The organism is Rhizobium sp. P1_C7 (genome assembly GCF_056406295.1).
Genome location: NZ_JBFUAL010000022.1, coordinates 33,820 through 47,306 on the forward strand (window position 1 = coordinate 33,820; position 13,487 = coordinate 47,306).

The following is a 13,487-nucleotide window of genomic DNA, read 5'->3' on the forward strand; positions in this document are numbered from 1 at the left end:
CAACCAGAATGGGGAGAACTTCATGGCCAATAACGATCCGGGATTCAATACTTTGGCAGTGCACGCAGGGGCCAAGCCGGACCCTGCAACAGGCGCACGCGCGACGCCAATCTATCAGACCACCGCCTACGTCTTCAGTGACGCCGATCACGCCGCCGCTCTTTTCGGCCTTCAGCAGTTCGGCAACATCTACACGCGCATTATGAACCCGACCCAGGCGGTGCTCGAGGAGCGGGTCGCGGCACTTGAGGGTGGCACGGCAGCCCTTGCCGTGGCCTCCGGTCATGCCGCGCAGATGATCGTCTTCCACACCATCCTGCGGCCGGGCGAGAATTTCGTGGCCGCCAAGCGCCTCTATGGCGGTTCCATCAACCAGTTCGGCCACGCCTTCGATAACTTCGGCTGGCAGGTCCGCTGGGCCGATTCTGCTGATCCGGCGAGTTTCGAGAGCCAGATCGACGAAAAGACCCGCGCCATCTTCATCGAGAGCCTAGCGAACCCGGGCGGAACGTTTGTCGACATCGCGGCCATCGCCGACGTCGCCCACAAGCACGGTTTGCCGCTCATCGTGGACAACACCTTGGCAAGCCCCTATCTCGTTCGTCCGATCGAGCATGGTGCCGACATCGTCGTTCACTCGCTGACCAAATTCCTCGGTGGCCATGGCAATTCCATGGGCGGCATCATTGTCGATGGCGGCACCTTCGATTGGTCGAAATCCGGCAATTATCCGATGCTATCGAGCCCGCGGCCGGAATATAACGGCGTCGTCCTGCATTCGACTTTCGGGAATTTTGCATTCGCCATCGCCTGCCGCGTTCTCGGCCTGCGCGATCTCGGCCCGGCGATATCACCCTTCAATGCATTCCTGATCCTGACCGGTATCGAGACGCTGCCGCTTCGCATGCAACGCCATAGCGAAAATGCCGCTGCCGTTGCAAAATGGCTGAAAGCCCACAGTAAGATCGCCTGGGTGAACTATGCCGGCCTGGAGGACGATCCGAACCACGCGCTGCAGCAGCGCTACTCGCCCAAAGGGGCCGGGTCGGTCTTCACCTTCGGCGTCAAGGGCGGATATGAGGCGGGCAAGTCGCTCGTGGAAGGGTTGCAGCTTTTTTCGCACCTCGCCAATATTGGCGATACGCGCTCGCTCGTCATCCATCCGGCATCGACCACACATCGCCAGCTGACCGACGAGCAGAAGATCGCAGCCGGTGCCGGTCCTGACGTCGTTCGCGTCTCGGTAGGCATCGAAGACGTAAAGGACATCATCGCCGACCTCGAACAGTCTTTCGCAAAGATCTGAGGCTCGATGGCAAACCACGTCTTTTTTGACATCAGCGGCGCCGAACCGGAGTTCGGCGCGCCCGAGGCCGATCGTATCGTTTCCGGCGATCCTCGTTTCAAAACTTGGAGTCTGGAGGAGGTCCCGGGAGGGCTCTATTCGGGCATTTGGGAAGCAACGCCGGGCAAATGGCGCATCGCTTATGACGAGTGGGAATACTTCAACGTGCTGTCCGGCCACTCTGTCGTCACAGAGGATGGTGGCGAACCAGTTCATTTGCGCTCAGGGGATAGAATGATCCTGAGGCCTGGCTTCAAGGGAACATGGGAAGTCATTGAAACGACTCGCAAGGACTATGTGATCAAGTTCTAGGAACGGCCTGAACCACGACGAGCACTCCCGTACGCCGCGGTCCACGGCGTACGTCCGCTCAAGGTGCATCGTCTGTCGTTGCGCCAACGCTGGGTGCGTCGTCCGCCCTGGCAAAGGCGCGTGCAAAGTCCGGCGAGGAGATGATACCCATGGTGCGTCGAAGAGCTTCCGACGCCTCCGTGCCGAATGCCTTGTCAAAGCGCGCTTGAGCGTCCTGCCAGCGCGCGCTCGCCTCCGTCCATTCCCTGTCGCCTGCCTGCGTCAGGCGCACGCGCTTGACGCGGCGGTCGTGGGCGTCGGGTGCGAGCTCGACGAGGCCGTCCCTTATGAGGGGTTTCAGCGTGTGGCCAAGTGCCGACAGGTCCATCACCATGGCTTCCGCCAGCCTCTTGAGGGGTGTTTCCCTGCCTATCTTGATCTGCGTCAACAAAGTATATTGCGTGATCTTGAGGCCGCTCGGAGCGAGGATGTCGTCATACAGCTGGCCAAGTTGCCGGGACGCACGTTTGAGTGCGCTGTTGCTGCAATAGTTCCACACACCCGGTGCATCTGCTTTTTCATTCATGTCGATTTCTCCGCAGGCGATGTCTTCCCATTGTTGACGATCAGTCAATCGTTGAGCCGACTATTTCGAACGATGCCCCTTGTACAAGCGAGGCCGCAGCCTAAATATAGTGGCATATACCAGTAAATTCCAGAAATCAAAAGGAATGCCGCATTGTCCCGCTCCAATCTTGGAACTGCCCTTGTCACCGGTGCCTCCTCAGGCATCGGCGCGACCTACGCCGACCGCCTTGCCAAGCGGGGCTATGATCTCCTGCTCGTCGCACGCGATGCCGTGCGTCTTTCGGCACTTGCCGAAAGGTTGACGAAGGAGACGGGCGTGAATGTGGATGTATTGCCGGCCGACCTTACCGAAAGGGCAGACGTGCGCGTGATCGAGCAACGCCTGAGGGATGACCGCGCGATCTCCTTGCTTGTCAACAATGCGGGCGTGGGTCCCAGAGGCAAGCTTCTGGCCGACGATGTCGATTATCTGGACAGAATGATCGAGCTCAACGTGATTGCAGTCAACCGCCTTGCAGTGGCTGCGGCGCAGGTTTTCGCAGCAAGGGGCAGGGGGGCGATCGTCAACATCGCATCCGTCGTTGCTTACGCGCCCGAGCAGTTCAATGGCACATACAGCGCCAGCAAGGCTTTCGTGCTCAACCTCACGCAGGCAATTCATGCCGAAACGGCCGAAAAGAGTGTCAAGATTCAGGCCGTTCTGCCAGGTCTGACGCGAACCGAGATTTTCGAGCGCGCAGGCGTTTCCACGGACAGGTTCCCGCCATCGATGGTGATGGATGTGACCGATATGGTAGACGCGGCCTTGGCCGGCCTCGACCACGGCGAGCTGATCACGATCCCCTCGCTGCCGAACGATCAGGATCTGGCTGCCGTGACCGCCGCGCGTTTGGCTCTGGGACCGAACTTGTCGCATGACAAGCCCGCCGCGCGATATGGCGTTGCCGCGGCCTGAGCCGCATGTGTTCGCTTGGTGGCGCGCCGCGCATCGGGGGTCACCGCGTCAATGGAGGCGTGTTAAGTCCGGTCCCCATCTGGTGCAAAGTCGGCACGTACGATGCCGTGGCGCTGGAGTTTGTCGTAGAAAGTCTTGCGGGGGATGCCCAGCTGGGCGATCGTCCGCCGGACGTCGCCGTTGTTGGCATCGAGCGCCTCGCGGATAATGCGGGCCTCATAACGCTCCAGCCTGTCCGGAAGGGGCAGAGGCCCGCCTTGGTCCGGGATCGGCGCCGACATGCCGCCCCCAAACTGTTCAACGCCAAGGACGAAACGTTCGGCAAAATGCGAGAGCTCGCGAACATTGCCTGGCCAGCTGTGGTCCCGCAGATGGCTATGGATCGCGGCTGAGGCAACCGGCACATCGCGTGTGAACCGCTTGCCGGCACGCTCGGCGAAGTAGCCGAAGAGCAGCGGAATGTCGTCCCGCCGCTCTCTGAGAGGCGGAATTGAAATCGTGACGACATTCAGACGATAGTAGAGATCCTCACGAAAATCGCCGCGTTGCCTGGGATCCCCGAGGTCGACCTTGGCGGCTGCGACGACGCGCAGATCGACGGGCCGGACATCGTTCGTGCCCAGTGGAGTGACTTCCCGCATTTCGAGAACGCGCAGCATCTGGACCTGCGTCGATGGCGGCATGCTTTCGATCTCGTCCAGAAACAGCGTGCCGCCGCTTGCATGCTCGATGCGCCCGATGCGCTTTTTTTGTGCGCCTGTGAAGGCGCCTGGCTCATGTCCGAAGAGCTCGCTTTCGATCACCGTCTCCGGCAGCGCCCCGCAGTTAAGTGCAACGAAGTTTCCCGTTGCGCGGCGGCTCCACTGATGCAACAGACTTGCGACGACCTCCTTGCCGCTGCCGGTCTCTCCGGTCACCAGTACATCGACATCGGTATCGGCGATCTGCCGCAAGGTGTGCCGCAGCCGTTCCATTGCCGGTGTCTGGCCGATCAGAGGCAGATCGTCGCGAACTTGCTCCTTGGCTTTACGCAGGGCGCGGTTTTCGAGAACGAGGCGTCGCTTCTCGGCTGCCCTACGAACACTTTGAATGAGCCTGTCTGTTGCAAACGGCTTGGTGATGAAGTCGTAGACGCCATCCTGAATGGCGTTCACGGCCATTGGAATATCGCCGTGACCGGTGATGAGGATGACGGGCAAATCCTGGTCCCGCTGCTTGACGCGGCCGAAAAGCTGCAGCCCGTCGATATGGGGCATCCGGATGTCTGAAACCACGACCCCGGGGAAATCAGGATTAAGCGCCGCGAGCGCATCGCTTGCCGCCGAGAACGCGGAAACGACAAAGCCGGCAAGCTCAAGCGTCTGCCGGGTTGCTCGAAGCAGATCCTTGTCGTCGTCGATGAGGAAGATAGGGGTCGCTTCGATCATGGTTTCGCCTTCACGAGATGCACGGTGAAAATGGTGCCGCTGTCGCCACTGGAGACATCGATGCGCCCGCCGTAGTCGGTGACGATATCCTTGGAGATGACAAGGCCGAGCCCCAGTCCTTTCTCCTTCGATGTGTTGAACGGCGTGAAAAGCGAACTCAAGATCGCCGGCGATATCCCCGGTCCGTTGTCGGCGATGGCGATCGCGACCTCGTTCGATGTTTCGTTGACCGAAATCTCCACCTTCGCATCGTCGCGGCCTTCAAGCGCCTCCAAGGCGTTCTGGAAAAGGTTGATCAGGATCTGCTCCAGGCGAACGCGATTTCCGAGGACCCTTAGGCCTGGCGGCGGGTGGCGAATGGACAGCGCTTCAAGCTGACCGGAGAACCGGCTTTTAAGCAGCACCAAGGCACCATCCATGACGTCGTGCAGCTCGACCGGCTCAGCAGCCGTTCTGCCTTTGCGGGCGAATGCTTTAAGCTCGTCCGTGATCGTCCCGATACGCTCCGTCAGCGCGGCAATTGCGCCGAGGTTTTCCCGCGCCGGATCGGTCTGCTTACGCTCCAGGAAGACGCGGGCGTTGTCCGCATAGGCGCGAATGGTGGCGACCGGCTGGTTGATCTCATGCGCGACGCCCGCGGCGACCTGACCGAGAATTGCGAGCCGGTTTGCCTGCACGAGCTCCTGCTGCACGACTTGCAGCCGGGCCTCGGTGTTTCGATGGTCGGCAATCTCGGCCTGAAGGCGGTCGCGAGCGCGGCTCAGATCCTCCGTGCGTTCGGCTACGCGCCACTCAAGTTCCTCGCGCATCGCCTGTTCGACAGCAATCCTCATCGCCGCGACCTGACGGCGCCTCAGGAGAATGGCGCCGACCGCGAGAATGGGCAGGAGTACCGCGAGCGTCAGAAGTCGCACCTCCCGCACGGCGGAAGCGATCGGGGCGTCGGTTGGAACGAGATATTCAAGGCGCCACGGTGTTGTGGGAACTGCAGCAAAAAGGCGCAAATATTCGGCTTCGCCGTTGCCGGGCAGAACTGCCGAGACGAGCGAGGCTTCCGGATTGATGACTTCGGGGCGCATGATGGGGAGGGGTGCAAGCGGGGCATCGCCGAATTGAAGACTGTTGCGGATCGCCGCACGGTCCTCTTGGGGCACCGGAGCTGCTGTCATGAAGCGCCACGATGGAATGCTGGTGATCAGCACGACCCCCTGGTCGTCCGTCACATAGACGGGCCGGCGTGCGTCGCGCCAGTCGTCCTCGAGCCCGTCGAATTCCAGCTTGACCACCACCACGCCGAGCGGAGCGGCGGCGGCGCCGACACGGCGCGAGATGTAGAGGCCGGGTCGTTTGCTGACGCTGCCGAGCGCGAAATGCTCAGAGGTTCCCTGTTCGATCGCTCGTCGGAAGTATTCTCTGAAGGTGTAGTCATTGCCGACGAAGCTGATCGGTTCCCGCCAGTTGCTGGATGCGATCGCGATCCCATCCTTGCCGATAACGTAGAGGACGGCGGCCTGGGTGCCTGAAACCAGCCGCTCGAGCTTGCGGTTCAAAACGTTGACGGGATTGCCGTGGGGCGACGATAGCGCATCGAGTACCTGCTGGTCTTCCGCAAGCAGCAGAGGCAGCGCGCGTGGCCTCTCCAGAACGGCTCTCAGCAGTGCGACCTTGAGACTGGCATCGGTCCGGCTCTGGCTTTCAAGCGCCTCGATCGAGGACCGGCGGCCGTAGAATTCCGCCCCTGCGAGCGCGGCGACAAGCGTAATCGCTGAAAGGGCGGCAAACATGATCCAGACGCGCCGAGAGCGCCGGCGGACGTCCGCGACAAGCTGAGATTCCGGGATCGATGCTGGCGTTGTCATCGTTCATGATGTGCGCAGTTTCGCACGCTCGTCAAATCACTTGTGCGGAATTCCGCGCAACATCCGTCGGGGCATCCAAGTTGTTCCGATAAATACTACATAAAATCATATGGATATGTCTTCAAAGGCGAAATGGCATGCACGTTGCTAGGTGTCGGCAAACAGCACTTGGCTGTTGATCGAGCAACGTAATCGCCCCGGGAGGCCAATTTGGTTTGGGGCTTGATGGAGGACACTATGGGTGTATCACTTCCGGTCGCGCAGCCGCGCGAAAAAGTTCCATTCTACCGGCATCTCTATGTTCAGGTTCTCGGCGCCATAGCGGCGGGGATTCTGTTGGGGCACTTCTATCCCGACATCGGCACGTCGTTGAAGCCGCTTGGCGACGCATTTATCAAGCTCGTCAAGATGATTATTGCGCCGGTCATCTTCCTGACGGTTGCGACCGGCATCGCGGGCATGTCCGATCTGCAGAAGGTTGGACGCGTCGCCGGAAAGGCGATGCTGTACTTTCTCGTTTTCTCCACTCTGGCACTCGCCGTCGGCCTCGTCGTGGCCAACATCGTGCAACCGGGTGCCGGGATGCACATTGACCCGGCAACGCTCGATGCCAAGGCCGTTGCGGCCTATACCGCGAAGGCGCACGACGCCACGGTAACCGGCTTCCTGATGAACATCATCCCGAACACGATCGTCGGAGCCTTCGCCGATGGCGACATTCTGCAGGTGCTGTTCTTCTCGGTTCTCTTCGGTATCGCGCTCGCCATGGTCGGCGACCGCGGACGACCAGTCGTCGATTTTTTGCAGGCTCTGACAGCGCCTGTATTCAAGCTGGTGGCCGTCCTTATGAAGGCGGCTCCGATTGGCGCATTCGGCGCAATGGCCTTTACCATCGGCAAGTACGGCATCGGTTCCATTGCCAACCTCGCGATGCTGATTGGCACCTTCTACCTGACCTCGCTGATCTTCGTGCTCGTCGTCCTCGGTGCCGTTGCGCGATACAACGGTTTTTCGATCCTGGCGCTGATCCGCTACATCAAGGAAGAACTGCTGCTGGTGCTGGGCACATCTTCCTCCGAAGCAGCACTGCCGGGCCTCATGGCGAAGATGGAGCGGGCAGGCTGCAAGCGCTCAGTCGTCGGCCTCGTGATCCCGACTGGCTACTCGTTCAATCTCGACGGCACCAACATCTACATGACACTTGCGGCTCTCTTCATCGCCCAGGCGACAGACACGCCGCTTACCCTCGCTGATCAGATCTTGCTTCTGCTCGTTGCGATGCTGAGCTCCAAGGGCGCTGCCGGCATTACCGGCGCAGGCTTCATTACACTGGCGGCAACGCTCTCCGTCGTTCCATCTGTTCCGGTTGCCGGCATGGCGCTCATCCTCGGCATCGACCGCTTCATGTCGGAATGCCGTGCATTGACGAACTTCGTCGGCAACGCGGTCGCAACGGTGGTCGTCGCACGCTGGGAGAATGAACTGGACCAGACGCAGTTTGCCGCCGCAATGGCTGGCGAATTGCCGGAGGAAAACGAAGCCGCTGTGGCCGTCCTGCAGGCGGCAGAGTAACCTCGCAGCAAGAAGGGCCGGCCGTTTTATTGTCGAGGCCATCGGATCATCAGACATCCGCGCTTCACCTGAAGCGCGGATATTTTTGTTTCCTACCAGCAGAGTTCCAACCGGTCCAATCCGTGGAAGTGGTAAACGTCCTTGACGGACGGCTCCTTCGCGATCCGGAGACCCGGCAACCGCTCGAACAGGATCGGCAGCACGACGTTGAGCTCAAGACGCGCTAGCGGCGCACCGATGCAGAAATGAATGCCGGCGCCAAATGAGAGGTTGGGCGCTTCGTTACGCGCAGGCTTGAATGTCAGCGGGTCGGTGAATTTCATAGGGTCGAGGTTGGCGGCCGCCAGGATAAGGCTCACCTTGTCGCCGCGCTTGAATTTAATACCGTCGATCTCCGCAGATTCGAGCGCCCAGCGCTGGAAGATATGCACGGGCGCACAGATACGCAGCGATTCTTCCACCGTCCGCTCGGTCGCGGCGTCATCCTTGAAAAGCTCGGCCGGATCGTAGCCGCTGTCGAGGATCATGCGGACGGAGTTGCCGATCTGGTGGACGGTTGCCTCATGACCAGCATTCAGGAGCACGATCGTGGTCGAGACCAGCTCCTCCTCGGTCAGGTATAGGCCTTTGTGTTCGGTGTGGATCATGTGCGTCAGCAAGTCGTCGCGGGGATTTGCGCGGCGCTCGGCGATGACGGTCTTCACATAGTCGGAAAATTCCTTGGCTGCCTGCTCGGCACCCTTTTCATCCTCCCTCGTGCGGCCAAAGAGGTACATGCGTATATAGGCATGCGACCACTTCAATAGCTGCGGTCCCATCTCTTCCCGAATGCCGATCATGCGAGCGATCATCGTCACCGGGATGATGTCGGCAAAGGCCGAAAGCAGCTCGACCTCTCCTTTCTTCTCGAAGTCGTCGATCAGCCTGTTGGCGAGTTCGGCGAGCTCGGGCTTCATCTTCTCGACATGCCGCGACACGAAGGCGCGGTTGACGAGCGTTCTGAGGCGGGTGTGCTCGGGTGGCTCCAGCTCAAGCAGGGAATGGCGCTCGGCAAGGTCGAAGTTGGCGAGTTGGTCGTCCGGTTCGGGCAGGCCGAGTTCCTCGCGCGTCGCAATGTGCAGTATCTGCCGCCCGAATCGACGGTCGCGCAACAGCGCGTTCACATGCTCGTAGCCGGTAAAGAACCATTGCTTCTGCTCTTCCCAGTAGAAGGTCGGACAATGGGTATGCAACGCCGCGTATGCGGCGTTTGGGTTGCTATAGAAAGCGGGATCGCCGGCGTCGAGAGAGACGCGGCGGGTGGCGGAATCGATCGAAATAAAAGCCGGTATCATCATGCTTCGAGGCTTAGCGGATTAACCGAGCCTCGAAAAGGTAGCACCGTCGGATCGGTCTCGTTCAACCTCTGGAGAGCGATCCGACCCGACGAAGCGCGTGGATCTGATCGTCGAGCGTTGGAACGAGCTCGCCGCTATTGCGATCAGGCACCGTCGGCACAGGTGCGGCGGCCTCAGCTTCTCCAAAGATGACGGTGCAGTTCCGGCCCGCTGCCTTTGCAGCGTAGAGGGCACGGTCTGCCGCGGAAACCAGCTTGTCCATGTTGGCTTCAATCGGCGATGCGAGCGCAACACCTATGCTGACCGTTGCGGGAATGATGGCGCTGCCGGTGCTGACCGGGCCCCGGCAGAACTCCGTCCGGATCGATTCCGCTAGAGCCTCGGCTTCAGTTTGGTCGGCGACGCTCGTGAACGCTGCAAACTCCTCGCCTCCCATCCGTCCGAAGACGCCTGCCGGAGTGTATTGGCGTGCCATTGTTGCGAAGGCCGACAACACGGCGTCGCCGGCCTGATGGCCGAATCGGTCGTTGATCCGCTTGAAGTTGTCCAGATCGAACAGAAGAACGGCTATCTGCCGCTTCTCGTCGAAAGCCCTGGTCTGGACGGGTTCGAATTGTCCGAAGAGACCACGTCGGTTGAGGACGCCCGTCAGCGCGTCGGTCACACTGAGCAATCGCAGATGCCTCTCCGACCGCTCCATGATCACGCGAAAAGTAAGCGCGCAGGCAAACGTCAGCAGGAATGCCGTGCCGAGCGCGGCGGCGCCGGCGTAGTTGGCGGCCTGCTGGTCCGTGGGAGCGGCAAGCCCGATTGCCACCGCGGTACCGAAGCAGAGGCCGCTCTGCACGAGAAAGATGGCCGCAAGCTTGGTCCTTGCAGTGTCACCGCCGGAATTGGTCGACGTGACGGCCATGGCGAGAGCCGTTGCCCCGGTTGCCGAGGCGAGATTGTAGAGAATGACGCGGTTGGCATAGTCGTCGTTCACCCATGGAAGGAAGACACCCGCGAGCCAGACAAGGGGAGGCAGTAGCATCCACCATTCGGCCTTGCGCCTGTAAAGCGCCAGATAGCCGGCAACCCACGCGCTCTGACCTGAAAGTGCGATGGCGTTGCCTGTTTCGATTGAGAGGAAGTTGGGGATATGGTCGCGTAGGGCCACCAAGGCAAAGCCGGCCGCGCTTAGCAAAAAGCCTATGCCCCAATAGAGATAGGTTCTGTTGCGGACATTGTGGCGCCAGGCCATGAACGCCACCAGTGCAAGCGTCATGGCCTCGGAGCACCAAATGGCCAATCCTGTCGTAACATTGAACACGGCAATACCCCTTGTTGGGCGCACACTCGTCGAAGAAGCTGGCAACTTCGTTAAGCGCCGACCACTCATCGACGCCCGCTCGCACTTATCCGGTGATAGGATTTCCGTGAGGTAAACGCGCGGGCTGCCTGTCGGCGGATTCAGCATTCCTTCATCTTGCTGCCGGGAAAAGCTGCGAGGGTGCACACCTGCCCATCGCTATTAACGACCATTTTGGACAATACCCCTAGGGAAAGGCACAAGTTATTTCGCGTGGCTCCCCGCCCTCTTAACGTTATGCATAGGCGCGTCTTGAAGAGGAGGGTAGGGAAGTTCTATGTAGGGGTAAGGCATTTTCTTTGATTCCCGGCGTCGGGCCGGAAAGACGTTGACAAAGGACGCACATGAGAAACCCAGTCGATACCGCTATGGCCCTCGTGCCGATGGTTGTGGAACAGACCAATCGCGGTGAACGATCCTACGACATCTATTCGCGCCTACTCAAGGAACGCATCATTTTCCTGACGGGTCCGGTCGAGGACCACATGGCGACGCTCGTTTGCGCCCAGCTGCTTTTCCTCGAAGCCGAGAACCCCAAGAAAGAGATCGCGCTCTACATCAATTCGCCGGGCGGCGTCGTGACTGCGGGCATGGCGATCTACGATACGATGCAGTTTATCAAGCCGGCCGTTTCGACGCTCTGCATTGGTCAAGCCGCATCGATGGGGTCGCTGCTTCTGGCCGCGGGCGACAAGGACATGCGTTTCGCGACGCCCAATTCGCGCATCATGGTTCACCAGCCTTCAGGCGGCTTTCAGGGGCAAGCGTCCGATATCGAGCGCCACGCGCGCGATATCCTCAAGATGAAGCGCCGCCTGAACGAGGTCTACGTGAAGCACACTGGCCGGACGTATGACGAAGTTGAAAAGACGCTGGATCGCGACCATTTCATGGATGCCGTCGAAGCGCGTGACTGGGGCGTTATCGACAAGGTCCTGACGTCTCGCGCCGAAATGGAAGGCGATGCTGCCTAGGGATGGTGTTCTATCCGCCACAGTTCTATCTCATTTGTGATCGAACAAGGGAATAAAGCCGGTGGCGGGTGAACCAATCTCAAGTATTAATGCTATGTTGAATTTATATGACGTAGCATTCGGCTTCGAAGGGGAATTCGTTGCCGCCGGAGCCAGGACAGCCTAGTCTGGGCCCGGTTCGTACCCCTAACGGCCTTGGCCGGCTGGAGCTCCAGAGTGGAGCAGGCCAATGAGTTGACCGTTATTTCACCTTGAAATGCGGCGTGCTGGAAGGAAAGTGATATGAGCAAAGTCAGCGGCAGCAACGGCGGCGACTCCAAAAACACCCTCTATTGTTCGTTCTGCGGAAAGAGCCAGCACGAAGTCCGGAAGCTTATCGCCGGACCGACAGTCTTCATCTGCGATGAATGCGTCGAACTGTGCATGGACATCATCCGTGAGGAAAACAAATCCTCGATGGTCAAATCCCGCGATGGCGTTCCGACGCCCCAGGATATCATCAAGGTCCTTGACGAATACGTCATCGGCCAGCGGCAGGCGAAGAAGATCCTGTCGGTTGCCGTTCACAACCACTACAAGCGCCTCGCGCATGCCTCCAAGAACGGCGAAGTCGAGCTGGCGAAGTCGAACATCATGCTGGTCGGCCCGACCGGCTGCGGCAAGACCTATCTTGCCCAGACGCTCGCTCGCATCATCGACGTTCCCTTCACTATGGCTGACGCGACGACACTGACCGAAGCTGGCTACGTCGGCGAAGACGTCGAGAATATCATTCTGAAGCTCCTTCAGTCTGCGGATTACAACGTCGAGCGTGCCCAGCGCGGTATCGTCTATATCGACGAAGTCGACAAGATCTCGCGCAAGTCGGACAACCCTTCGATCACCCGCGACGTGTCGGGCGAGGGCGTTCAGCAGGCGCTTCTCAAGATCATGGAAGGCACGGTTGCCTCTGTGCCCCCCCAAGGCGGCCGCAAGCATCCGCAGCAGGAATTCCTGCAGGTTGATACGACGAACATCCTGTTCATCTGCGGCGGCGCTTTCGCTGGCCTCGACAAGATCATCTCCGCTCGCGGTGAGAAGACCTCGATCGGCTTTGGCGCGACCGTCAAATCGCAGGACGACCGACGCGTCGGCGAAGTGTTGCGCGAACTCGAGCCGGAAGATCTGGTCAAGTTCGGCCTCATCCCGGAATTCATCGGTCGTCTGCCGGTTCTGGCAACGCTCGAAGACCTCGATGAAGATGCTCTGATACAGATCCTGTCCGAGCCCAAGAACGCACTGATCAAGCAGTACCAGCGCCTGTTCGAGATGGAAGACGTGGAACTGACGTTCCACGAGGATGCTCTACGCGAAATCGCCCGCAAGGCGATTACCCGCAAGACCGGCGCCCGCGGTCTTCGCTCGATCATGGAAAAGATCCTGCTCGACACGATGTTCGAACTGCCGACACTGGAAGGTGTTCGCGAGGTCGTGATATCGGACGAGGTTGTTCGTGGCTCTTCGCGTCCGCTCTACATCTATGCAGATCGCCAGGACGAGAAGGCAAACGCTTCCGCGTAAAGCGCTTTGGATATCTCTACGATACGAACCGTGATTTTTAGGGGCTTGCCGTTGGCGAGCCCCTTTCTATTTGCAAACCGGTGCGCAGCGCTGATAAATCTTGCTGATGAGATCGGAAACCGACTGCGTTGCCGTTGCGAATTGATGCGCCGTTCGCGATTATGCAATGATTCCGTTGGTGTGTTTCGGCCTTGTATTTTAGCCGGTTCGGAAATGGTAAGCGCCGGT

The 13,487-nt window shown here is 59.8% G+C and carries 11 protein-coding genes; 6 read left to right on the top strand and 5 right to left on the bottom strand.

Annotated elements, in window-relative coordinates:
• The first annotated feature begins 22 nt into the window (after positions 1-22).
• A complete protein-coding gene (locus tag AC1D2R_RS26125) occupies positions 23-1,306 on the top strand; it encodes an O-acetylhomoserine aminocarboxypropyltransferase (protein ID WP_477971915.1) in 1,284 nt (427 codons plus the stop codon).
• Positions 1,307-1,312: 6 nt separating this feature from the next.
• On the top strand, positions 1,313-1,657 hold the full coding sequence (locus AC1D2R_RS26130; protein WP_477971917.1) for a cupin domain-containing protein: 345 nt from the start codon (positions 1,313-1,315) through the stop codon (positions 1,655-1,657).
• A 58-nt stretch (positions 1,658-1,715) separates the two neighbouring features.
• Here the strand turns inward: AC1D2R_RS26130 and AC1D2R_RS26135 are convergent, their stop codons facing one another.
• A complete protein-coding gene (locus AC1D2R_RS26135) occupies positions 1,716-2,222 on the bottom strand; it encodes a MarR family winged helix-turn-helix transcriptional regulator (RefSeq protein ID WP_477971919.1) in 507 nt (168 codons plus the stop codon).
• Between the two features lie 153 nt (positions 2,223-2,375).
• Here AC1D2R_RS26135 and AC1D2R_RS26140 point away from each other — a divergent pair, with 153 nt between their 5' ends.
• The gene (locus tag AC1D2R_RS26140; protein WP_477971921.1) at positions 2,376-3,179 is read left to right on the top strand and encodes an SDR family NAD(P)-dependent oxidoreductase; all 804 of its coding nucleotides are present in this window, start codon (positions 2,376-2,378) and stop codon (positions 3,177-3,179) included.
• A 62-nt stretch (positions 3,180-3,241) separates the two neighbouring features.
• On the opposite strand, the gene AC1D2R_RS26145 is transcribed toward AC1D2R_RS26140, so the two are convergent.
• Positions 3,242-4,606, bottom strand: a complete 1,365-nt coding sequence (locus tag AC1D2R_RS26145) for a sigma-54-dependent transcriptional regulator (RefSeq protein WP_477971923.1) — start codon at positions 4,604-4,606, stop codon at positions 3,242-3,244.
• The gene (locus tag AC1D2R_RS26150; protein ID WP_477971925.1) at positions 4,603-6,465 is read right to left on the bottom strand and encodes a sensor histidine kinase; all 1,863 of its coding nucleotides are present in this window, start codon (positions 6,463-6,465) and stop codon (positions 4,603-4,605) included. Before AC1D2R_RS26150 ends, AC1D2R_RS26145 begins: the two co-directional genes overlap by 4 nt.
• A 237-nt stretch (positions 6,466-6,702) precedes the next feature.
• Here AC1D2R_RS26150 and AC1D2R_RS26155 point away from each other — a divergent pair, with 237 nt between their 5' ends.
• A complete protein-coding gene (locus AC1D2R_RS26155; protein ID WP_477971927.1) occupies positions 6,703-8,037 on the top strand; it encodes a dicarboxylate/amino acid:cation symporter in 1,335 nt (444 codons plus the stop codon).
• Between the two features lie 92 nt (positions 8,038-8,129).
• Here the strand turns inward: AC1D2R_RS26155 and AC1D2R_RS26160 are convergent, their stop codons facing one another.
• Both AC1D2R_RS26160 and AC1D2R_RS26165 read right to left on the bottom strand, forming a co-directional pair.
• Positions 8,130-9,374, bottom strand: a complete 1,245-nt coding sequence (locus AC1D2R_RS26160) for a cytochrome P450 (protein ID WP_477971928.1) — start codon at positions 9,372-9,374, stop codon at positions 8,130-8,132.
• Positions 9,375-9,435: 61 nt separating this feature from the next.
• Positions 9,436-10,686: a GGDEF domain-containing protein gene (locus AC1D2R_RS26165; protein WP_477971930.1), complete on the bottom strand. Its 1,251-nt coding sequence runs from the start codon at positions 10,684-10,686 to the stop codon at positions 9,436-9,438.
• 383 nt (positions 10,687-11,069) lie between these two features.
• Between AC1D2R_RS26165 and clpP the strand changes: the two genes are divergently transcribed.
• Positions 11,070-11,699 carry an ATP-dependent Clp endopeptidase proteolytic subunit ClpP gene (gene clpP, locus AC1D2R_RS26170; RefSeq protein ID WP_477971932.1) on the top strand — a complete coding sequence of 210 codons (630 nt, stop codon included), beginning with the start codon at positions 11,070-11,072 and terminating at the stop codon, positions 11,697-11,699.
• A 282-nt stretch (positions 11,700-11,981) separates the two neighbouring features.
• Positions 11,982-13,259: an ATP-dependent Clp protease ATP-binding subunit ClpX gene (gene clpX, locus AC1D2R_RS26175; RefSeq protein ID WP_037063391.1), complete on the top strand. Its 1,278-nt coding sequence runs from the start codon at positions 11,982-11,984 to the stop codon at positions 13,257-13,259.
• The last annotated feature ends 228 nt before the right edge of the window (positions 13,260-13,487 follow it).

Excerpts from the sequence above, each read along its gene's own strand:
- AC1D2R_RS26130 (WP_477971917.1), top strand. The coding sequence starts at position 1,313 with ATGGCAAACCACGTCTTTTTTGACATCAGCGGCGCCGAACCGGAGTTC.
- clpX (WP_037063391.1), top strand. The coding sequence starts at position 11,982 with ATGAGCAAAGTCAGCGGCAGCAACGGCGGCGACTCCAAAAACACCCTC.
- AC1D2R_RS26150 (WP_477971925.1), bottom strand. The coding sequence starts at position 6,465 with ATGACAACGCCAGCATCGATCCCGGAATCTCAGCTTGTCGCGGACGTC.
- AC1D2R_RS26145 (WP_477971923.1), bottom strand. The coding sequence starts at position 4,606 with ATGATCGAAGCGACCCCTATCTTCCTCATCGACGACGACAAGGATCTG.
- AC1D2R_RS26155 (WP_477971927.1), top strand. The coding sequence starts at position 6,703 with ATGGGTGTATCACTTCCGGTCGCGCAGCCGCGCGAAAAAGTTCCATTC.
- AC1D2R_RS26160 (WP_477971928.1), bottom strand. The coding sequence starts at position 9,374 with ATGATGATACCGGCTTTTATTTCGATCGATTCCGCCACCCGCCGCGTC.
- AC1D2R_RS26125 (WP_477971915.1), top strand. The coding sequence starts at position 23 with ATGGCCAATAACGATCCGGGATTCAATACTTTGGCAGTGCACGCAGGG.
- clpP (WP_477971932.1), top strand. The coding sequence starts at position 11,070 with ATGAGAAACCCAGTCGATACCGCTATGGCCCTCGTGCCGATGGTTGTG.
- AC1D2R_RS26135 (WP_477971919.1), bottom strand. The coding sequence starts at position 2,222 with ATGAATGAAAAAGCAGATGCACCGGGTGTGTGGAACTATTGCAGCAAC.